Source organism: Salicibibacter cibarius, from assembly GCF_016495725.1.
In the GTDB taxonomy this organism is placed as follows: Bacteria; Bacillota; Bacilli; order Bacillales; family Marinococcaceae; genus Salicibibacter; species Salicibibacter cibarius.
Genome location: NZ_CP054705.1, coordinates 4,365,041 through 4,384,995 on the forward strand (window position 1 = coordinate 4,365,041; position 19,955 = coordinate 4,384,995).

Consider the following 19,955-nt stretch of genomic DNA (forward strand, 5'->3'; position numbering starts at 1 on the left):
CTCTAACTGCTAAAGAATGCCGGACCCTCATAGTTTGTTCGTTCCTAGCAAAATTCATGCAGATGTAATGGAGAGCTGTTTATGACGACCGAAGTGCTCGGCTTCGTTCAAGCTCGGTCACCATGGGCTAATCATGGTGACCGTAATGTGTCGTTTCGATCCAGTTCGGGCGTCATGACCGCTTCATAGTGACCGTAATGCGCCGTTTCGATCCAGTTCGGGCGCCATGATCGCTTCATGAAGACCGAAATGCTCGGCTTCGTTCAAATTCGGGCGTCACGGCCGCTTCATAGTGACCGTTATGCGCTGTTTCGCTCTAGTTCGGACGCCATGGCCGCTTCATGAAGACCGTTACCCCCTGCTTCGCTCGAGTTCGGGCGTCATGGCCGCTTCATGAAGACCGTTACCCCCTGCTTCGCTCGAGTTCGGGCGTCATGGGCTATTTATGAAAGCTGTTTCGTTCCAGTTCGGACACCATGTGACCCCTTCATGACGACCGGAATGCCCCGCTTCGTTCTAGTTCGGGCGCCTGGCCGCTTCATGAAGACCGTTACCCCCTGCTTCGCTCGAGTTCGGGCGTCATGGCCGCTTCATGAAGACCGTTACCCCCTGCTTCGCTCGAGTTCGGGCGTCATGGCCGCTTCATGAAGACCGTTACCCCCTGCTTCGCTCGAGTTCGGGCGTCATGGCCGCTTCATGAAGACCGTTACCCCCTGCTTCGCTCGAGTTCGGGCGTCATGGCCGCTTCATGAAGACCGTTACCCCCTGCTTCGCTCGAGTTCGGGCGTCATGGGCTATTTATGAAAGCTGTTTCGTTCCAGTTCGGACACCATGTGACCCCTTCATGACGACCGGAATGCCCCGCTTCGTTCTAGTTCGGGCGCCTGGCCGCTTCATGGCGACTGAAATACCCAACTTCGCTCTAGTTCGGACGCCATGGCCGCTTCATGGTGACCGAAATACCCAACTTCACTCGAGTTCGGGCGTCATGACTGTCTCATAGCGACCGTAATGGCGCCGGGTTTTCATTTCCGGGCGCCATGCCTGCCTCATGACGCCCGAAATTGCGAGCTACCCCCGCTTCCGGGCGCCATGACCGACACCCGCACACCAAAAAAACCGCCACTATGTATGGCGGTCTTCAACTTTCTTATTTTGTTCCGAAGAGACGATCGCCTGCATCCCCTAAACCGGGAACGATGTAACCTTTTTCATCGAGCTTTTCATCCAATGCCGCGAGATAAATATCAACGTCCGGATGCGCTTTTTGAACTTCCCCGACTCCTTCGGGAGCCGCGATTAGGCACATCAATTTCATGTTGCTGGCGCCTCGTTGTTTCAGCGCATCGATTGCTGCCACGGCGGAACCCCCGGTGGCGAGCATAGGGTCAATAACAATGAGGTCGCGGTCTTCAATATCTTTCGGGAGCTTAATATAATATTCGTGAGGCTCAAATGTGTCCGGGTCGCGATACAACCCAACATGACCCACCCTAACGTTCGGCATTAATTTAAGTATTCCGTCCATCATTCCCAATCCTGCCCGCAAGATGGGGATAAGCCCCAGTTTTTTGCCCGCGATCACTTTCGATGTGGACGGCCCGACCGGTGTATTAACGGTCACTTCTTCAAGGGACAAATCCCTTGTAATCTCAAAAGCCATCAAGGAGCCGACTTCATCCACCAATTCGCGAAACTGCTTCGTCCCGGTCGATACATCTCGGATATATGTGAGTTTATGTTGGATGAGGGGGTGATCAAAAACATAAATTTTTCCCAAGCGATTCACTCTCCTTTACGTATCCCGCATCTTTTATCCTTCAAAATTGTACAGAAAAAAAGAAGCAGCATCAAGTAGCGACCTGCCATTTTGATGGACAGGTCGCTTACATCTACACATTATGCATACAATGGATACTTATTCGTCAAGGCGCTCACGCGGTCACGCGCTTCTTTTTGTTTCGCTTCATCATCCATATTTTTCAACACTAAGCCAAACAGCGCGCCGATTTCATCCATATCCTCTTCTTGAAAGCCACGTGTCGTGACCGCTGCCGTGCCGAGTCGAATGCCGCTCGTGACAAACGGACTTTCAGGATCGAAAGGCACCCCGTTCTTATTCGCGGTCAAACCTACATCATCCAATGCTTTTTCAGCTGCTTTTCCGGTCAAATTCAAGCTTTGCAAGTCCAAAAGCAACAAGTGATTATCGGTACCGCCGGAAACAAGGTTGATGCCTTCGTTTTGCAAAGCAACGCCTAAGCGTTTGGCGTTTTTTATAACTTGACCTGCATACGCGGCAAAAGAAGGCTCGAGCGCTTCTTTAAAAGAAACCGCCTTGGCAGCAATTACGTGCATGAGCGGCCCGCCCTGCATTCCCGGGAATACCATCTTGTCGATTTTCTTCGCGAATGCTTCTCCACAAAGAATCATACCGCCCCGAGGGCCACGCAATGTTTTGTGGGTCGTCGTTGTAACGAAGTGAGAGTAAGGAACAGGGTTCTGATGCTTGCCTGCAGCGACCAAACCTGCAATATGGGCCATATCAACCATGAGATACGCGCCTACATCGTCTGCGATTTCCCGAAACTTATTAAAATCAATGCCACGAGGATATGCAGAAGCACCGGCGACAATTAGTTTTGGCGAATGTTCACGGGCAGCCTCCAATACTTTATCATAATTGATGCGCTGATCGTCTTCATTCACGCCGTACTCGATAAAATTGTATTGAATGCCGCTAAAATTAACCGGGCTCCCATGGGTAAGATGGCCACCATGGGATAAATTCATGCCAAGCACTGTGTCCCCGTGTTCTAAAATGGCAGAATAAACCGCCATGTTCGCCTGGGCACCGGAATGGGGTTGGACATTGACATGTTCAGCACCGAAAAGCTCTTTTGCCCGGTCCCGTGCCAAGTTCTCCGCCACGTCCACATATTCACAGCCGCCATAATAACGGCGGCCCGGATACCCCTCTGCGTATTTATTCGTCAAAACCGAACCTTGAGCTTCCATAACTGCCTCGCTTGTAAAGTTTTCGGAAGCGATCAATTCGATTTTATTTTTTTGCCGAGATCGTTCATCTTCAATAGCGGCAAAAATTTCCGGATCTTGTTGCTGAACATTTTTCATGATTCGTTGTCTGCCCCTTTCAAACTGAAAATGATGTATGTTTTTCACTTCATTTTAACACGGAAAAGGCCTTGTGGGCAGATAAGTTTTCTATTCAGGATAACTCGCGCGCGGGCCGCCAATATATTTCGGGCGTGTACACGCCATCGTCACGGGAGCTTGGCCGATAAAAGCTTTGCTGCCGCGAACCGGAACAGCGACATGCTTTAAATGCATGCCGATCAATGTCGCGCCGATGTCAATGCCGGCATCGGCACGAACAGCTTCCACAACAACCGCGTCATCCTCCTGAGCATATGCATACGTCGCGAGCGATCCGCCTGCGCTGCGGCAGGGAACGACCGACACAATCTCTAAATCATAATCTTCTGCATACTCACAGGGGACAACGAGGGAACGGTTAATGTGTTCACACCCTTGATAAGCAACGGTGCATCCGATGTGTTTTCGAAAGCGTTCAATGGCGTTAAAAACATCTGCCGCGATTGCTTCCGAACCTGCGCTGCCGATACGTTCGCCTGCGATCTCGCTCGTACTTGCACCAACGACGAGCAAGGATTTCGGACACAATTGTGCTTGAGCATTCAATTCGTGCAGAAGTTTTTCCAAAACATTTCCGGGCGCTTCCCTGCCCATGCGTTCACCCCCTCGACGTTATTTTTCCGTCTCCATCACTTTTTCCACTCTGTTCGCATGACGCCCACCTTCAAACTCGGTGGAAATCCATTTTTCCACAATTGCTTTTGCCAGGCCGGGACCGATGACCCTCTCGCCCATCGCGAGTACGTTTGCATTGTTATGAAGCCTGGACATTTCTGCGCTGAATACGTCGTTTACGAGCGCGCAACGGACACCGGGAACTTTGTTCGCCGTCATCGACATCCCAATGCCGGTGCCGCAAATGAGGATTCCGAGATCGTAATCCCCTGCCGCTACCTGTTCAGACACAGGTTTGGCGAAATCCGGATAATCCACACTTTCCGAACTGTTGGTACCAACATCTTTATACTCAAATCCTAACTGTTCAAGTATGGGGAAAATTTCTTTTTTTAATGCCCAGCCGGCATGGTCTGATCCAATAATCACTTTCATTTTTTAAAGCCCCTTTCGCCACTCGATACGTTCCAGCATTTGATTGATTTGCCCGGCGGTCCGGCGATACTCATCAAGGTCACCGCCGACCGGATCCGCTATATCTTCATGGGAGCCGCCGGCACTTGCCAACGTTGTAATTTTATTTTCATGGGCGGGATATTGTTGCTTTATCTGTAAAGCTTGCGCCTGTGTCATTGTCCATACTCGGTCCGCCCAGGCCAGCAACGCCCCTGTTAATCGTTCGGCATGGTGCTCATCCAAAGTGGCTCCATGTTCACGGACAACGATGCGCGCGTGGGGAGCAGCAGGGCCACCTGCCAATGCCTGCATGCCGGCCGATTTCACTTCCACGCCTGTCTCTTTTGCGGCTAATAGCGCCTCGGCCATCGGACTGCGGCACGTATTGCCCGTACAAACGAGCAAGACCCGTTTTACGGCCATTCTTTTTCCTCCTCAATCTCTCTCTTTTTGTTTATTTTAACATAGATGGATGACCCATGCCGTGTTTCACATAAACAAAGGACGAATCGTGTTTAATCCATACAATAAAAGAATAATGCCACCCAATAATTCTCCCCAATTGCCGATATGGCTGCGCGTCAACCTTGCAAGGATCAGCCCTGTCCATGTTAAGACGGCACTCGATAAACCAAACGCGAAAACGACCGCAAAAGTTTTAGCACCGAAAATCCCGAGTGAGATGCCGATGGAAAAACTGTCCATGCTGACGATGAAGGCAAATAAAAATAAGCCAGTGCCATGTAATTGTAAGATTGGATTTTCTTTACTGTTACGACTTGAAATCATCATTTGCAGCCCAATCCACACAAGGATAACCCCTGCGATAAAATAAACAACATCGAGGCTATAAACATTTGCCATCCAATGCCCAATTCCGATGCCGGCAATGGGCATGAGCACGTGAAACAAACCTACCGTAATGCCAGCTTTAACAGCATGAATACGAAAGGCTTGAAAACCAAGTGCCATCGCCATTGAAAACGCATCCATCCCCAATACAATTGCCAATGCTAACATACTGATCGATTCGGCCATAGGCGGACCCCCTGACTCTCACCAACTTATGCGGACAAGGAGTCGAATAGAAATCAGAGAGGGCAAAAAATTAAGGATGAACGGTGTGAGGCAGGACGATGATTCAGCGGTTGAGGGTTCGATGGCTGTTCATGGCGACCGAACAGGCGGCGCTTAAACGCTTTCGGGGCTCATGGCACGGGCATGGCGACCGAAAACGTGGCGATCAATCGGTTTCGGGCTCCATGACCCTTTCATGGCGACCGAACGGGCGGCGCTCACTCGGTTTCAGGGCTCATGGCACGGGCATGGCGACTGAAAACGTGGCGATCAATCAGTTTCGGGCTCCATGACCCTTTCATGGCAACCGAATGAGCGGCGCTTACTCGCTTTCGGGGCTCATGGCACGGGCATAGTGACTGAAAACGTGGCGATCAATCGGTTTCGGGCTCCATGACCCTTTCATGGCGACCGAACAGGCGGCGCTTAAACGCTTTCGGGGCTCATGGCACGGGCATGGCGACCGAAAACGTGGCGATCAACCGGTTTCGGGCTCCATGACCCGCTCACGACACCTAAACAGGCGGCGTTACCCCCAGCTTCATTAACGATAATAGCTCATCTTAAGTATTCCTGCGCAACAGCCTTGAACAAATCAATCGTCCGTAAGTAATCCGCGATGTCCACATACTCATTCGGTTGATGAGCGGTGCTCCCTTGAATACCGCTCCAAATAACAATCGGAAAATCTTTTTTATTTTTCATGAATTGAGAACCATCGGTGTAGCCGCTCATTCCCCGCGGTGTTTTGCGCTCGCCTGTTTCCGATTCGTAAAAATCCAATAAAAAATCTACAAAAGCATGATCCGGCGCCGTTTGCATTGGGGACAAATCATTTTCCACATGGATATCCGCGTTTAAATCCGGGAGGCTTTCTTTCACCTCGTCGATGATGCTTTGTATGTCAGCAACAATCTCTTTATGGTCCTGGGAAGGGACTGAACGGATGTCTAATTTTAACGTACAGGAATCAGGAACGACGTTTGTGTTTGCCCCGGCGGAGATGGCGTTCATGCTAAAAGTAGGTTCACCGAGAAGCGTTTCACGGCGATACTTCATCTGAAAACGGTCACTGAGAAGCGCATTCATGATTTCATTCATATGCATCAATGCGTTCACCCCGTGATGCGGGCGGGAACCATGGGCTGTTTTTCCATAACAAGTGATCGCTATCCAAAGCGCACCCTTGTGGGTGACAACGATCTCCGATTTCGTCGGCTCGGCAATGATTAAGGCATCAAGATCATCGGCATGTCCTTCCTCAACGAGCTGCTTTGCTCCGACGGCACCGACTTCCTCCCCAACGGTTGCCAATAGCTTCACATCTCCCGCCAGTTTTACGCCCGCTTCTTTTAACTGGATCATAGCCATGACACACGCCATAAGGCCGCTTTTCATGTCACAGGCTCCACGTGCATAAATCTTTCCATCCACTTCATCCGCAGCGAATGGATCATAAGACCATTGCCGATCGCCTGTCGGGACAACATCCATATGGCCGCAGAGCCCGAGCACCTTGTCCGAACCCCCATCTCCTTTAAGAGTGGCGATCAAATTCATGCGCCCATCTGAATAAGGGACTCGTTCGGTTTGAATGTCGCATTCTAAGAATAGAGCCTCAAGTTGTTTAGCTACCCGTTCCTCATTCCCCGGTGGATTAACCGTATCCGTTCGCAAAATAGCCTTTAGCCAATCGATTGCTTTCGTTTGTTCCATTCTTCTACCCCTCCCAATTCTTCTGCATGTTTCACGTGAAACAGAGCAGTGATCTAGCGCCTATTGGTATAATTCACCGCTCACACCATCAGCGTTATCATCGATGATGTCCGACTAAAATTTCGCGGACATAAAAAGCTCTGCATTGGCTGTCACAACTACAGATAATCATTTATTTCACCCGTTTAACACTAGTGAAGGGCTGAATCTCTTGATCACACCAATTTAGAAAACTTGGTTTTCGCCAAGCTTTTATGGCGAAAACCCTTAGTTGCGCTTATGTAGGTCAGAAAGTACAAATCAACTTTCTGACCTACCAATGATTGATTTGTTCCTACTGGCCTCTACTGCCGATGTTCGAAGGCCATAATCCACTACAATAGCTTTGGAATCCCTAATTCGAGCTTTGACGACTTGACGCCGTAACTCCAAAACTCAGGCGTCTTTCGGTCGTCAACAGACAGTCTCACGCGTGGCCGGCAGTGGTGTGATCATTGTCACCCGATTTATACGCTTCCGAAGCGTGGTGACTCCTCATCTCAAGCCACTTATGAATGGGCCGCCTTATACAATCGGTTCATAATCGCCTTGCCGAGCCCTTTCTCCGTAAATGTTTGTACGAATAGGACATCTACATCCATTTTATCAACAGCTCGCAAATGATTGTATAGATGGGATGATATGGTTTGTAGATCAGACGCGTCCCCCAAGATCAGAACTTCGTCTGCCGAAATTTTTTCCACTCGTTCCGAAGTGATCGCGGCTGCCACCTTTTCGCCGCGCTTTCTTGCCTCATCAATGCGCGCTTGCATGTCCTTGCTTGGGCCATCCACAAGCTTAACGTTTGTATCCGGGGAATAATGGCGGTATTTCATGCCCGGCGCTCGCACATTTTGTTTGCTTCGCTCCCGATCTTCGACGACCATTGATAAACCAAGCGCCTCTTCCAACTCTTCTTCCGTAATGCCGCCCGGACGCAAAATCCGCGGGGGCCTCTCTCCGTCACTTACATCTACGACGGTCGACTCGAGGCCATATCCGGTGCTTCCCCCATCAATAATCGCGGCCACACGTCCATCCAGATCCTCACTTACATGTTCCGCTCGCGTCGGACTCGGCTTTCCCGAACGATTCGCACTCGGTGCCGCTATAGGCACATCCGCTTCTGCAATGATCTCACGTGCCAATGGATGCGCCGGCATACGCACGGCCACCGTGTCGAGGCCAGCAGTCACCACCGGCGGTACACGGTCACTCGCGGGAAAAATAAGCGTTAGAGGTCCCGGCCAAAAATGTTCGATCAATCTTTCAGCGTGAAAAGAAAGAGGCGCACGTATCAGCGGATGTAATTGTGCCAACGAACCAATATGTAAAATAAGCGGATTATCACTCGGGCGCCCTTTAACTTCAAATATTTTTTTCACAGCCCGTGTGGACAATCCGTTCGCTCCCAAACCGTAGACCGTTTCTGTCGGAAAAGCAACAAGCTCCTCTGCACGCAGGATGTGCGCTGCCTTTCCCACACACTCCCGCCATGCTTTTTCATCAACATAGTTGTCCACAACTAAATGCTCCGTCTGTTGGCAACTCATCGATTTTTCTCCTCCATGTCCGCGAAACCCTTTTAGAACAAGGGTTTTTGCTACATTTTACTTATCCACATGAAATCGCCCTTTATGCACATTTCTATGCTCCGAACCAGTCATCCCAAACTTCAGCAAGAAAGAACGAAAATTCAGGCTCCTCTTCAACGTTTTCTTCCTTTTCTTCTTTCTCTTCCTCTTCTTCCCCGATCCCAAGGTCGGATAAACAAAGAGGGGGAAAAAGCACGCACCACCAGTTTTCTCCTTCCCCGTCCCCGATATCAATGACCAACGCTTCATAATTCCCTGCCGGATAAACGAGCGGACCATACACACGGGTTGGAAACTCCACGTTTTTTTCCAATGACACATCCACAGGCATCGAAGCGTCATAAGCATGGACGACGTCTTCCGCTTTTTTTTCGATTGTCTCCAAATGTGCGTCGAATACGTCTCGCGCCTCTTCTTTTGTCGGCACCTCATCCATATGCTCGGCACTATAGACCGCCACTTCATCTCTCACTTCTCGCTTAATTTCCTGTTGGAGCAATGAATCATCATGGGAAAAAATCCGCAGCCGAATCGAATCCTCCGGCACCGGATCCTCTTCCTGCCAATGCTGTTGCTGGCTTTCCCAATTCCCCACAACCAAAAATAAACCAATAAAAACATAAATAATAGATAATTTCATCAGCCGATCCCATCCTCTCTACCCGCAAGTCTGGGCAAAAAAAAGGATGGCCTAAACACATAATCGTCCGACAAAGTTTGCGATTTACCTTTCAATCATAACAAAACGATCTTTTCCGTTGATGTCTTGAACAATATCTATATTCGCACCGGGCAACTGTTGTTCCATGAGCAGCATGACGGACGGACCTTGCATCTCACCAATTTCAAAAATAGCCAGTCCATCTGCCGAAAGCACGTAAGGGATGCCTTCTGCCAATTTTCGGTAAAAAAACAGCCCATCTCCACCGCCATCCAATGCTTGCCGTGGCTCATAGCCGCGCACGAGCAAGTCCAACTCTCGCCATTCGCGGGTAGCGATATAAGGAGGATTGGCCACGATCACATCCATATGCATGCCTTGATCCCGCAAAGGCCTAAGCATGTCCCCTTCGATAAACGCCAGGGAGGAAGCCCCCAAGCCTTCTCCATTCTTCCTGGCAATTGCCAGTGCTTCACGGGATGCATCCAAAGCCGATACTGTCGCCTCCGGCCACTCCAGGGCAAGCGTGATCGCGATCGCCCCGCTTCCCGTGCCGACATCCGCAATCGCCGGCCGCTGAAAACGTTTCTGTGCCTTCGCTATCACGAGCTCCACCAGTTCCTCTGTTTCTTGGCGGGGAATCAATACGGACGGATTTACACTGAACCGGCGCCCGTAAAAATAGGCACCGCCTGTAATGTATTGTACCGGTTCACCCTCGCCATGGCGCTCTGCCCACGCTTTATATCGTCCCCACTGTTCATCGCTTAATTTTTCTCTTAAATGGAGATGATAGGCAACGTTATCCAATTGCAACAAATCTTGCATTAAGTATTCCGCCGCTTTTTTTTCCATCCCTTTTTCCTGAAAAAAAGACGAAGCCCACTGCAGGGCTTCCGATACACGGGGGGGCGAGGCAGATCTCCCCTGTCCGTTATTGCTGTGCATTCTCCATCAGCTCCGCCTGTTCCTCAACAATCAATTGCTCGATAATCTCTTCCAAATTTCCTTCCATCACTTGATCAAGCTTTTGCAACGTTAATCCGATCCGATGATCGGTGACACGGCTTTGCGGAAAGTTGTACGTACGAATTCGCTCGGAACGATCGCCGGTCCCCACGGCCTGTTTACGATTCTCCGCGTACTCATCTTCCGCTTCTTTTTGATATTTGTCATAAATACGTGCCCGTAACACTTTCATCGCTTTATCGCGATTCTTGATTTGCGATTTTTCATCTTGGCAAGAGACGACGATACCGGTGGGGTCATGGGTAATGCGGACAGCGGACATAGTCGTGTTGACGCTTTGGCCGCCGGGCCCGCTGGAAGCAAAGGTGTCGATGCGCAAATCCTTATCGTGAATTTCCACCTCCACATCCTCTGCTTCCGGCAATACGGCAACCGTCGCCGTGGACGTGTGAATGCGGCCGCCGGATTCCGTGGAAGGCACTCGCTGGACGCGATGGGCGCCGTTTTCATACTTCATTTTCGAAAATGCATCTTCTCCGTTAATCGCGAAAATAATTTCTTTAAATCCGCCCATATCCGTTTCGTGGGATTCGATGACATCCGCTTTCCAACGGTTTTTTTCCGCATAGCGGCTGTACATTCGAAATAGGTCTCCCGCAAATAAGGCAGCTTCATCTCCCCCGGCGGCACCGCGAATCTCTACAATGACGTTCTTTTCGTCATTGGGATCTTTTGGGATAAGCAAGACTTTCAAATGCGCTTCGAGCTCCTCTTTTCTACTGCTTAATTCCTCAATCTCTTCGGCAACCATTTCCTGCATGTCATCGTCCATGTTGTCATTTAACATCGTTTTAGCTTCTTCGAGTTCTTCTGTCGTCTGCTTATAATCACGATATGTTTGTACAGTTTCTTCCAAGTCCGACTGTTCTTTTGAATAATCGCGTAGTTTGTCGGGATCATTCACAATATCAGGGTCGCTAAGCCAATCGTTAAGCTGTAGATAGCGATCTTCCACCGATTGCAATTTTTCGAACACAACATTCACCTCATTCTACTGCTTCACACAGTATAATATAAGGGGGCGGAAGCGTCAAAATGAGGATCGCGCCACAAGCCCCGGTTTCTTTTCATGCATGAGAGGGAATGATACATCAGACTGGAGGTATAGCTATGAAACAATACGTGATCATCGGCGGCGATGCCGCGGGAATGAGCGCCGCCATGCAAATTATCCGCCGTGACTCTGATGAGCCTCAAGTCACGACATTGGAAAGAGGCGGCATCTATTCCTATGCGCAATGCGGGTTGCCTTATGTCATTGAAGGCTCGGTCGCCCAAACGGATGACTTGATTGCCAGATCAAAGGAAACATTTCGTAAAAAATACGGCATCGACGCACGTACTTACCATGAAGTCAAAAGCATCGATCCACAAAAACAATACGTACACGGCATCGATTTGGAGTTGGACCAGCCGTTCACCATCCCTTACGACAAATTGTTAATCGCTACCGGCGCAGACCCCGTTATCCCTTCGCTTCCGGGTAACGGCCTGCAAGGTGTGCACACGCTGAAAACCATTCCCGATCTTGAACGCTTACAAGCTGACCTCCATCAACACCGCCAAGTAACCATCGTTGGCGGCGGCTACGTCGGACTCGAGCTCGCGGAAGCCTTTGCCTCGCAACATATTCCCGTGCGCATCGTGGAGCGCAATGGGCAATTGGCGAAAATGTTTGACGGCGATATGGCCTCCCTTTTGCATGAGGAAGCAAACGCACAAGGAATCGAAATCGTGTTCAACAAAACCGTCACGGAACTAAGGGCGGATACAGAAGGGCGCGTAAATGCTTTGTACGCGGACAATGAAGCTTTCCCGACCAACCTTGTCGTTTTCGCTACGGGGATTAAACCGAATACATCCTTTTTACGCGAAACGGATATCGAGCTAAACGAAAAAGGTGCCGTTCACGTCGATGGCCAAATGAAAACCAACCTTGCGAATGTTTACGCAGCCGGGGATTGTGCCTTACAGTACCATCGTATTAAAGAACAGCATGACTTCTTGCCTTTGGGTACGCATGCTAACAAGCAAGGGCGCATTGCCGGCACAAATATGAGCGGGACAGAAAAATCCTTTCAAGGCGTTGTCGGCACTTCCATCTTTCGTTTTCTTCGCTTGACTGCGGCCCGTACGGGAATTTCGGAAAAAGAAGCAGAAAGATTGGAGGTCCCCGCCGAATCCGTCTATTATAAAGGAACAGACATTGCCGGCTATTTCACGGATAAAAAACCGCTCCATATTAAGCTTGTGTACCGAACCGATAACCATTTACTCCTCGGCGCACAAATCATCGGGGAATCAGGCGTCGATAAACGTATTGACGTTTTGGCAACAGCGCTTTTTCATCGGATGAGCATGGATGAATTTGAAGACCTCGATCTGTCTTATGCCCCGCCCTATAACGGCGTATGGGACCCTGTGCAACAAGCGGCCAGGCGGGTGAATTAGTACAACAATGAAGCCTCTCTGCTTACGCAAATGCAGAGAGGCTCCTCTGTTTAGCCTATTCGTCCGGCAAAACTGCAACTCCAAGTCCATTCATCTGAATATAATCGTGCAATCCGTACGCATCGATGGCCTGCGGCGGATTTGCCGGTGAACAAGCAACGAGACTCACCAACAGCAGCAAGCAGCAGAGCTTTTTAACCATTCTAATACCTCCTTGTTCAGAGGTGTATCTCTATTCTGCCCTAAACAAGCGCGTGCAATCATGGAGGTTAATGTTGGAAAAAATTTAATCCTTTATCAAAGATAAACATCTTTAAATGGAACAAAAAAAGACTGCCTTTACTGTCACGTTAATGACAGCCGGGCAGTCTTTTTTATTAATCCAAGTTGTATTTCTTTTTGAATTTGTCGATCCGGCCACCTGCGTCCACAAGCTTTTGTTTCCCGGTATAGAAAGGGTGGGAGTCCGAACTGATTTCTACCTTAAGCAGTGGGTACGTATTCCCGTCTTCCCATTCAATCGTCTCTGATGACGTACTTGTCGAACCGCCCAAAAACTTGAAACCAGTGCCTGTATCTAAAAAGACAACATTTTGATACTGCGGATGAATGTCCGTTTTCATTGTTGCGTTCCCTCCTCTTACACGCTTAAATATAAGCGCTCGTTTCACACATGTTGTGATTATACCAAGGCAGTTTACGTTTTTCAAGGGTATGATTTAGCCGCCGGGGATTCATCCGGATGAATAACTTCCGGCTTTCGCTTTTGTGTTTGCTCTCGCTTTGTCTTGTTCCATACGCTCAAAAAATTCATCGTTCGTTTTCGTATCTTTGATCCTGCGAATAAAATGATCGATGAATTCGGGCGAATCGTTCATCGTTTTGCGCATCGCCCACAAACTTTCAAGCTGGCTTTTCGTAACGAGCAGCTCCTCTTTTCGCGTGCTGGAACGCCGGATATCGATGGACGGGAATATTCGCCTTTCCGCGAGACGACGGTCCAAGTGCAGTTCCATGTTCCCTGTGCCTTTAAATTCTTCATAGATGACATCATCCATGCGTGAACCCGTGTCGACGAGTGCCGTGGCCAAGATCGTCATGCTGCCCCCTTCTTCGATATTGCGGGCAGCCCCGAAAAACCGTTTCGGGCGATGGAAGGCAGCGGGGTCAATCCCTCCGGATAACGTTCGTCCACTCGGCGGGATGACGAGGTTATACGCCCGGGCCAACCGCGTAATGCTGTCCATTAAAATGACGACATCTTTTTTTTGTTCCACGAGACGCATCGCCCGTTCTAGCACAAGTTCTGTCACTTTCACGTGATTTTCCGGCACTTCATCAAAGGTGGAATGAACGACTTCCCCTTCTACCGAACGTTCAATATCGGTCACTTCTTCCGGGCGTTCATCAATGAGCAACATAATTAATTCCGCATGGGGATGATTTTCCGTAATACTGTTCGCCACCTGTTTCAACAGCGACGTCTTGCCCGCTTTCGGAGGTGCCACAATCAACCCCCGTTGCCCGAAGCCCACCGGGGTAATAATGTCCATAATTCTGGCGGAAAGCCGGCCGGGATTCGTTTCCAAGCGCATGCGTTCATTCGGAAATAACGGCGTAAGCGCAGGAAAATGGGGGCGTTCTTTCGCTGTCTCCGGTTCATCCCCATTCACTGCCTCTACTTGCAACAATCCATGATAGCGCTCGTTATCTTTCGGTTTGCGCACCTTGCCGGACACACGGTCTCCATTGCGCAAATCGAAACGGCGAATTTGCGATGCAGAAATGTAAATATCTTGAGAACTCGGCAAATAATTAATCGGCCGCAGGAAACCATACCCTTCCGTTTGTATAATTTCCAAGACGCCTTCCATAAACATATGACCATCCTGCTCCGCCTGTCCTTTTAAAATCGCGAAAATCAGTTCCTGTTTCGTCAATTTGCTATAATAAGAAATTCTAAATTCTTTCGCGAGCCTGTAAAGATCCCGCAACGTTCTATCTTCAAGCTCCGCTATAGATAAACTCAACATTCATCACCGTCTTTCATAAATTCAACTTTTTGCTTACAATTTCTATTTAGGAATACATAAAGGAGAGGCAAAGCAACAACATTCTCTCTGTTGTAGGAAGCGAGGCAGGGTCCATTAAGGTTGGATGTGATACTGTCTCTATGGTTACTTTAAAAGTAACATATGAAGCCGCTTAAAAAAACCACTACGACAACATAAGACAAAAACAGAGGCGCGAACACGACCGTAGGCCTATTTTTTATATTATGCCACGTTTCTCATCAAAGGTTAGAAAAACTTGGCGTTGCGCCAAGTTCCAAGCAAGCCATTATGCGTCTTTAAATACAAAAGCCGGTTTTTTCTCAACATTATGTTTCCCGTCCACGAAGCGAACGGTTCCGGATTTTGCCCGCATGACAAGCGATTGCGTGGACGCCCGTTTGCTTTTGTAGTGGACGCCTTTCAACAGCTCCCCGTCCGTAATGCCCGTAGCGGCGAAAATACAGTCATCCCCTCCGACAAGATCATCCATGTACAGAATTTTCGAAAGGTCCTCGATGCCCATCCCTCGGCAACGATCCGCTTCTGCATCGTCTTTCGGCAGTAAGCGGCCTTGCACTTCTCCGCCAAGGCATTTTAAAGCAACAGCCGAGATCACACCTTCCGGTGCGCCGCCGGCACCGATTAACATATCCACACCCGTTTCATCAAAGGCTGTATTAATGGCGGCTGCCACATCTCCGTCTTGAATAAGCTTGATACGGGCACCTGCTTTTCGGACATCATTAATAATATTCCGATGGCGTTCTCGATTTAAAATGCTGACAACAAGATCATCAACGTCTTTTCCCCGTGCCCTCGCGACCGCCTGAAGATTATCGGCAACAGATGCATCCAAGTTAATCGCACCGACCGCGTCAGGACCAACGGCTATTTTATCCATGTACATATCCGGGGCATGTAACAGTTTCTCGTGATCAGCGATCGCGATGACAGCCAATGCGTTCCATTGGCCGTTGGCCACAATATTTGTTCCTTCCACCGGATCTACGGCAACGTCAACACGGGGGCCGGAACCGGTCCCCAATTTTTCCCCAATATAAAGCATCGGCGCTTCGTCTTTTTCCCCTTCGCCAATCACGACTCTTCCCTTCATCGGGATCGTATCGAATACATCACGCATGGCACTTGTTGCAGCATCATCCGCTTCCTCTTTAAGCCCTCGCCCCATCCATCTTGCGGATGATAAGGCTGCCGCCTCGGTGACACGCACAAGTTCCATCGTTAAACTTCTTTCCATCTGCTTTTCCCCCATTACGAATGTTTCAATTGTTCCTGTTCTTCCTCTGTCATTTCTTCCCGCCAAAGCCTGGCTCCCAATTGTAGGAGCTTCTCCTCAAAAGCTTCATATCCTCGATCAATATGGTGCACTCCGGTAACTTCCGTGACACCGTCCGCCAAAAGCCCCGCGATGACCAAGGCAGCACCCGCCCGCAGATCACTCGCCTTCACGCGCGCGCCTTCCAATTTTATTCCGCCGTTAACCATTGCGGAACGCCCTTCAACTTTTATATCGGCACCCATTCGCCGTAACTCATCAATATGCTTAAAACGGGAATTGTAGATCGTATCCGTAATAATACTCGTGCCTCGGGCCTTGGCAAGCAGGGACGTCACCGGTTGTTGTAAATCCGTCGGGAATCCGGGATGGACAAGTGTTTTAATATCCACCCCTTTAAGATCGTTGTTTGAGCGTACGACGACCGAATCATCTTTTGTAATCACCTCGACGCCCATTTCCTGTAACTTTGCTATCAACGATTCTAAATGATCGGGAATGATATTCTCAATCATCACGTCCTTGCCCATTGTAGCTGCCATTATCATGTACGTGCCCGCTTCAATGCGATCGGGGATAATCGTGTGGTTGCATCCTGCCAGTTTTTCTTTTCCCTCAATGCGGATGACATCCGTACCCGCGCCTTTGATGACCGCCCCCATGCTCGTTAAAATCGTAGCAACATCAATGATTTCCGGTTCTTTTGCCGCATTTTCAATCACTGTTCGCCCTTTTGCACGGGCGGCAGCGAGCATAATATTAATCGTGGCTCCTACGCTGACAACGTCCAAATAGATTCTTGCTCCCCTAAGTTCATTTGCCCGTAAAAAAATGGATCCTTGTTCATTGGATACCTTGGCTCCCAATGCTTCAAAGCCTTTAATGTGTTGATCAATCGGCCGGGGGCCAAGGTTACAACCTCCGGGCAGTCCTATATCGGCCTGTTTATATTTCCCCAACATGGCACCCATCATATAATAAGAAGCTCTCATTTTTTTTACGCGGCCATTCGGCAACGGTGTAGGGATAATATTACGCGGGTCAATGGTGATCGATTCCCCGTACAGATCAACATCAGCCCCAATGTGCTGCAACAAGTCCGCCAAAATTCCAACATCTGAGATCAGCGGCAGATTATCGACATGAACAGGTGCGTCCGCCAGTATTGCCGCAGGTATTAACGCCACCGCACTGTTTTTAGCTCCACTGATGTGGACGTTGCCGGATAGCGTATGTCCACCTTCTATCATTAGCTTGTCCATCGTCTGTCACTTCCTCATTTGGCAATTGTCTCACCACTCGCAAAATTATTGATAGGAATACCTGCTAGCATATTTTTTTAACATTTTTAGAAAACTTGGCTTTTCGCCAAGCTTTTATGGCGAATGCCTTAGTTGCACTTATGCAGGCAATAAAGTTGATTTATACTTCTTACTTGCCCAGTGTAGACATCCCTTCATCTTTCTAGACGCCTTTCGGTAACCGTTAAAACGCTAATCTTTCCCATTCATTTTTTCCCAATCGGCAAGGAAAGCATCCAACCCTTTATCTGTTAACGGATGCTGTACAAGTTGATGGATCACCTTAGGCGGGATCGTTGCAATGTGAGCGCCTTGTTTGGCTGCTTCTGCCACGTGCATGGAATGACGGACGGAAGCTGCGATGATTTGCGTATCAATGCCATGTAATGCAAAGCTGTTCGCGATCTCTCCAATCAGGTTAACGCCGCTATGGCCTATATCATCAAGGCGGCCGATAAATGGGGATACATAAGTGGCTCCGGCTCTGGCTGCCAAAAGCGCTTGCACACTTGAAAAAACAAGGGTTACGTTTGTGTCAATTCCATCCGCTTTTAAAGCCTTTACCGCTTTTAGGCCATCCAGTGTCATCGGAACTTTCACGGTAATATTTGGCGCTATGGCCGCTAATTCTTTTCCTTCTTTATACATTTCCCCGGCTTCCGTGGCAATTACTTCCGCGCTTACGGAACCCTTCACAACCGAAACGATTTCCCGTAACCGTGACGTGAAATCCACCCCTTCTTTTGCAACAAGACTGGGATTGGTCGTCACTCCGCTAAGAATGCCGAGATCATGGGCAAAACGAATATCATCCATATTTACCGAATCAACAAAAAATTTCATCACGGTTCAGCAAGGATGCCGCTTAACTATCCAAAAAACCAACGTCCTTGCCTTCCTCCCTTCGAGATATTCATAAACTATATAAACCTTATAAATCCATTGGAGGTTTTCGCTTGAGTTGCAAAACCCATTGAGACCAATGGCATAATAAATATACAATTAATGTGATATATAGCTCTATATTTCGATAGACCATTCACTACTTGTGTATTATAACATAACTCTTATGGTTTTTTCTTGCCTGTGTGGAGAAAATTCGTGTATCCGAAATATGTCTGCTTTATTGCCGGGCAACGTTATGTAGATTATCGATCATCAGTCTCCTTGTTTATGGTTGTCCATGTACTGATTTACCTTTTCCAAAACGTCCTGAATGTCAAATGGTTTTGATAATGATGCAACGACTCCCAAGTTTTTTACATCCATTTTCATATTGATTTCTTCATAAGCAGTCACAATGATCACGCCTATGGTAATCCCCTCATCCCGTATGGTTTTCAATACATCAATCCCGTTTAACCCGGGTAATTTTACATCTAAAATGATAAGGTCATAGTCAACACGCCTGATCCACCCCAAGGCCTTCCAGCCGTCGCTCGTCTCTTCAACGACGTAACCTTCTGCCTGTAAAACTTCTCTTATTAACGTACGAATACCCTCTTTATCATCAACAATTAATATTTTGCGCATGATTCTCTCCTTTGGCTCCTTCCATTGATTTCTTCGTCAAAAACGTAAATCCTTTTAGTCACTCCCTGTTTTTATGATATTTTTGGTGTTGAAAAAGGAAAAGGAGGAGATTCTATTTATGATAAAGAGTTATACGACACAATTGCAACATGTTTTCCATACAATTGGCAAGCAAGAGGAAGCTATTGGAGACAGCGCACGTCTTTTAGCACAAGCGCTTGTAGGCGAGGGGACTATATATGTAATGGCGAATAAGCGCTTCTCGGCACTTGCAGACACAATCGTTCAAAACGAAGACACACCTAAACGAATACAGCGCATTGCCCAGCAACAAAAAGAAGCGCTTACAACCACTGACCGTATGCTCGTTCTGAGCGAAGGAACAGAAACGAAGAACGAATTATTATACCTCCAAGGGTTGTTGCAGGCGCATATTCCCCTCGTATTTTTGGGACCGGGGTCCCCCAGCCTATCGTTTAAGGAAGGCATGGAAGAACCAATGGTGATCACCACCCCGTCTTCCCCCATCGTACCCGCTCCCGACGGAAGCAAAAGTGGACATCCGACAGAGATCGCGATTATTTATGCATATCAAGCGATGATGTTCGAATTGTCGGAAATGATCGCTGAGTAAGGGACGCTGCTTTTCATGCATCAAAGTTACAATGAGAGATATTCATGGCTATTGTCAATTGGGCGATTCAGACAATTAGTATATCCAATGCGTGAGGAGGTAACAAATCATATTCTGCTCGTAAGTACAAAGTAATCCCTCAAACGGTGGTCGGGTTTCTTTGAGAGGAACAAGTGATGCTTGGTAATCCCTCAAACGGTGGCCGGGTTTCTCTGAGAGGAACAAGTGATGCTTGGTAATCCCTCAAACGGTGGTCGGGCTTCCCTTGGAGGAACAAGTGATGCTTAGTAATCCCCCAAACGGATGCCGGGCTTCCCTTG

20 protein-coding genes are annotated in these 19,955 nt (G+C 48.6%); 2 read left to right on the top strand and 18 right to left on the bottom strand.

Annotation, left to right across the window (positions count from 1 at the left end):
• Positions 1 to 1,150: 1,150 nt before the first annotated feature.
• The 11 genes from upp to prfA form a co-directional block, all read right to left on the bottom strand.
• A complete protein-coding gene (gene upp, locus HUG15_RS22025) occupies positions 1,151 to 1,780 on the bottom strand; it encodes a uracil phosphoribosyltransferase (RefSeq protein ID WP_200125854.1) in 630 nt (209 codons plus the stop codon).
• A 119-nt stretch (positions 1,781 to 1,899) separates the two neighbouring features.
• Entirely contained in the window at positions 1,900 to 3,135 is a 1,236-nt protein-coding gene (locus HUG15_RS22030) for a serine hydroxymethyltransferase (RefSeq protein ID WP_200125856.1), read from the bottom strand.
• Positions 3,136 to 3,225: 90 nt separating this feature from the next.
• Positions 3,226 to 3,771 (bottom strand): TIGR01440 family protein, encoded by a 546-nt coding sequence (locus HUG15_RS22035; protein WP_200125858.1) that lies wholly within the window; start codon positions 3,769 to 3,771, stop codon positions 3,226 to 3,228.
• An 18-nt stretch (positions 3,772 to 3,789) separates the two neighbouring features.
• Positions 3,790 to 4,227, bottom strand: coding sequence for a ribose 5-phosphate isomerase B (rpiB, locus tag HUG15_RS22040; RefSeq protein WP_200125860.1), 438 nt, complete (start codon positions 4,225 to 4,227; stop codon positions 3,790 to 3,792).
• A gap of 3 nt (positions 4,228 to 4,230) precedes the next feature.
• Complete coding sequence (locus HUG15_RS22045) at positions 4,231 to 4,671, bottom strand: low molecular weight protein arginine phosphatase (protein ID WP_200125863.1); 441 nt, start codon at positions 4,669 to 4,671, stop codon at positions 4,231 to 4,233.
• Positions 4,672 to 4,737: 66 nt separating this feature from the next.
• Positions 4,738 to 5,286 carry a manganese efflux pump MntP gene (locus HUG15_RS22050; RefSeq protein ID WP_200125865.1) on the bottom strand — a complete coding sequence of 183 codons (549 nt, stop codon included), beginning with the start codon at positions 5,284 to 5,286 and terminating at the stop codon, positions 4,738 to 4,740.
• 597 nt (positions 5,287 to 5,883) lie between these two features.
• Complete coding sequence (locus HUG15_RS22055; protein WP_200125867.1) at positions 5,884 to 7,041, bottom strand: ArgE/DapE family deacylase; 1,158 nt, start codon at positions 7,039 to 7,041, stop codon at positions 5,884 to 5,886.
• 548 nt (positions 7,042 to 7,589) lie between these two features.
• Complete coding sequence (locus tag HUG15_RS22060) at positions 7,590 to 8,633, bottom strand: L-threonylcarbamoyladenylate synthase (protein ID WP_200125869.1); 1,044 nt, start codon at positions 8,631 to 8,633, stop codon at positions 7,590 to 7,592.
• A gap of 94 nt (positions 8,634 to 8,727) precedes the next feature.
• Complete coding sequence (locus tag HUG15_RS22065) at positions 8,728 to 9,315, bottom strand: stage II sporulation protein R (protein WP_200125871.1); 588 nt, start codon at positions 9,313 to 9,315, stop codon at positions 8,728 to 8,730.
• 84 nt (positions 9,316 to 9,399) lie between these two features.
• Positions 9,400 to 10,284 carry a peptide chain release factor N(5)-glutamine methyltransferase gene (gene prmC, locus HUG15_RS22070; RefSeq protein ID WP_200125874.1) on the bottom strand — a complete coding sequence of 295 codons (885 nt, stop codon included), beginning with the start codon at positions 10,282 to 10,284 and terminating at the stop codon, positions 9,400 to 9,402.
• On the bottom strand, positions 10,271 to 11,341 hold the full coding sequence (gene prfA, locus HUG15_RS22075) for a peptide chain release factor 1 (protein ID WP_200125876.1): 1,071 nt from the start codon (positions 11,339 to 11,341) through the stop codon (positions 10,271 to 10,273). The genes prmC and prfA overlap by 14 nt, the downstream gene beginning before the upstream one ends.
• Before the next feature lie 134 nt (positions 11,342 to 11,475).
• Here prfA and HUG15_RS22080 point away from each other — a divergent pair, with 134 nt between their 5' ends.
• Positions 11,476 to 12,816 (top strand): FAD-dependent oxidoreductase, encoded by a 1,341-nt coding sequence (locus HUG15_RS22080; RefSeq protein WP_200125879.1) that lies wholly within the window; start codon positions 11,476 to 11,478, stop codon positions 12,814 to 12,816.
• A 55-nt stretch (positions 12,817 to 12,871) separates the two neighbouring features.
• On the opposite strand, the gene HUG15_RS22085 is transcribed toward HUG15_RS22080, so the two are convergent.
• The 7 genes from HUG15_RS22085 to HUG15_RS22115 all read right to left on the bottom strand — a co-directional run bounded on the left by HUG15_RS22085 (position 12,872) and on the right by HUG15_RS22115 (position 19,001).
• Entirely contained in the window at positions 12,872 to 13,018 is a 147-nt protein-coding gene (locus HUG15_RS22085; RefSeq protein ID WP_200125882.1) for a hypothetical protein, read from the bottom strand.
• 175 nt (positions 13,019 to 13,193) lie between these two features.
• Positions 13,194 to 13,439, bottom strand: coding sequence for a type B 50S ribosomal protein L31 (locus HUG15_RS22090; RefSeq protein ID WP_200125884.1), 246 nt, complete (start codon positions 13,437 to 13,439; stop codon positions 13,194 to 13,196).
• Positions 13,440 to 13,550: 111 nt separating this feature from the next.
• Entirely contained in the window at positions 13,551 to 14,849 is a 1,299-nt protein-coding gene (rho, locus tag HUG15_RS22095) for a transcription termination factor Rho (RefSeq protein ID WP_200125886.1), read from the bottom strand.
• 307 nt (positions 14,850 to 15,156) lie between these two features.
• Positions 15,157 to 16,128 carry a class II fructose-bisphosphatase gene (glpX, locus tag HUG15_RS22100; protein WP_200125888.1) on the bottom strand — a complete coding sequence of 324 codons (972 nt, stop codon included), beginning with the start codon at positions 16,126 to 16,128 and terminating at the stop codon, positions 15,157 to 15,159.
• A 14-nt stretch (positions 16,129 to 16,142) separates the two neighbouring features.
• Complete coding sequence (locus tag HUG15_RS22105; RefSeq protein ID WP_200125890.1) at positions 16,143 to 17,429, bottom strand: UDP-N-acetylglucosamine 1-carboxyvinyltransferase; 1,287 nt, start codon at positions 17,427 to 17,429, stop codon at positions 16,143 to 16,145.
• Positions 17,430 to 17,660: 231 nt separating this feature from the next.
• Positions 17,661 to 18,311: a fructose-6-phosphate aldolase gene (gene fsa, locus HUG15_RS22110; RefSeq protein ID WP_200125892.1), complete on the bottom strand. Its 651-nt coding sequence runs from the start codon at positions 18,309 to 18,311 to the stop codon at positions 17,661 to 17,663.
• A 315-nt stretch (positions 18,312 to 18,626) separates the two neighbouring features.
• Positions 18,627 to 19,001 carry a response regulator gene (locus HUG15_RS22115; protein ID WP_200125894.1) on the bottom strand — a complete coding sequence of 125 codons (375 nt, stop codon included), beginning with the start codon at positions 18,999 to 19,001 and terminating at the stop codon, positions 18,627 to 18,629.
• 118 nt (positions 19,002 to 19,119) lie between these two features.
• Between HUG15_RS22115 and HUG15_RS22120 the strand changes: the two genes are divergently transcribed.
• Positions 19,120 to 19,635: a DUF2529 family protein gene (locus HUG15_RS22120; protein ID WP_200125896.1), complete on the top strand. Its 516-nt coding sequence runs from the start codon at positions 19,120 to 19,122 to the stop codon at positions 19,633 to 19,635.
• Positions 19,636 to 19,955 lie beyond the last annotated feature (320 nt).

Coding starts and splice junctions, on each gene's coding strand:
- HUG15_RS22030 (WP_200125856.1), bottom strand. CDS start 3,135: ATGAAAAATGTTCAGCAACAAGATCCGGAAATTTTTGCCGCTATTGAA.
- HUG15_RS22035 (WP_200125858.1), bottom strand. CDS start 3,771: ATGGGCAGGGAAGCGCCCGGAAATGTTTTGGAAAAACTTCTGCACGAA.
- rpiB (WP_200125860.1), bottom strand. CDS start 4,227: ATGAAAGTGATTATTGGATCAGACCATGCCGGCTGGGCATTAAAAAAA.
- HUG15_RS22045 (WP_200125863.1), bottom strand. CDS start 4,671: ATGGCCGTAAAACGGGTCTTGCTCGTTTGTACGGGCAATACGTGCCGC.
- HUG15_RS22050 (WP_200125865.1), bottom strand. CDS start 5,286: ATGGCCGAATCGATCAGTATGTTAGCATTGGCAATTGTATTGGGGATG.
- HUG15_RS22055 (WP_200125867.1), bottom strand. CDS start 7,041: ATGGAACAAACGAAAGCAATCGATTGGCTAAAGGCTATTTTGCGAACG.
- HUG15_RS22060 (WP_200125869.1), bottom strand. CDS start 8,633: ATGAGTTGCCAACAGACGGAGCATTTAGTTGTGGACAACTATGTTGAT.
- HUG15_RS22065 (WP_200125871.1), bottom strand. CDS start 9,315: ATGAAATTATCTATTATTTATGTTTTTATTGGTTTATTTTTGGTTGTG.
- prmC (WP_200125874.1), bottom strand. CDS start 10,284: ATGCACAGCAATAACGGACAGGGGAGATCTGCCTCGCCCCCCCGTGTA.
- HUG15_RS22080 (WP_200125879.1), top strand. CDS start 11,476: ATGAAACAATACGTGATCATCGGCGGCGATGCCGCGGGAATGAGCGCC.
- HUG15_RS22085 (WP_200125882.1), bottom strand. CDS start 13,018: ATGGTTAAAAAGCTCTGCTGCTTGCTGCTGTTGGTGAGTCTCGTTGCT.
- HUG15_RS22090 (WP_200125884.1), bottom strand. CDS start 13,439: ATGAAAACGGACATTCATCCGCAGTATCAAAATGTTGTCTTTTTAGAT.
- rho (WP_200125886.1), bottom strand. CDS start 14,849: ATGTTGAGTTTATCTATAGCGGAGCTTGAAGATAGAACGTTGCGGGAT.
- glpX (WP_200125888.1), bottom strand. CDS start 16,128: ATGGAAAGAAGTTTAACGATGGAACTTGTGCGTGTCACCGAGGCGGCA.
- HUG15_RS22105 (WP_200125890.1), bottom strand. CDS start 17,429: ATGGACAAGCTAATGATAGAAGGTGGACATACGCTATCCGGCAACGTC.
- fsa (WP_200125892.1), bottom strand. CDS start 18,311: ATGAAATTTTTTGTTGATTCGGTAAATATGGATGATATTCGTTTTGCC.
- HUG15_RS22115 (WP_200125894.1), bottom strand. CDS start 19,001: ATGCGCAAAATATTAATTGTTGATGATAAAGAGGGTATTCGTACGTTA.
- HUG15_RS22120 (WP_200125896.1), top strand. CDS start 19,120: ATGATAAAGAGTTATACGACACAATTGCAACATGTTTTCCATACAATT.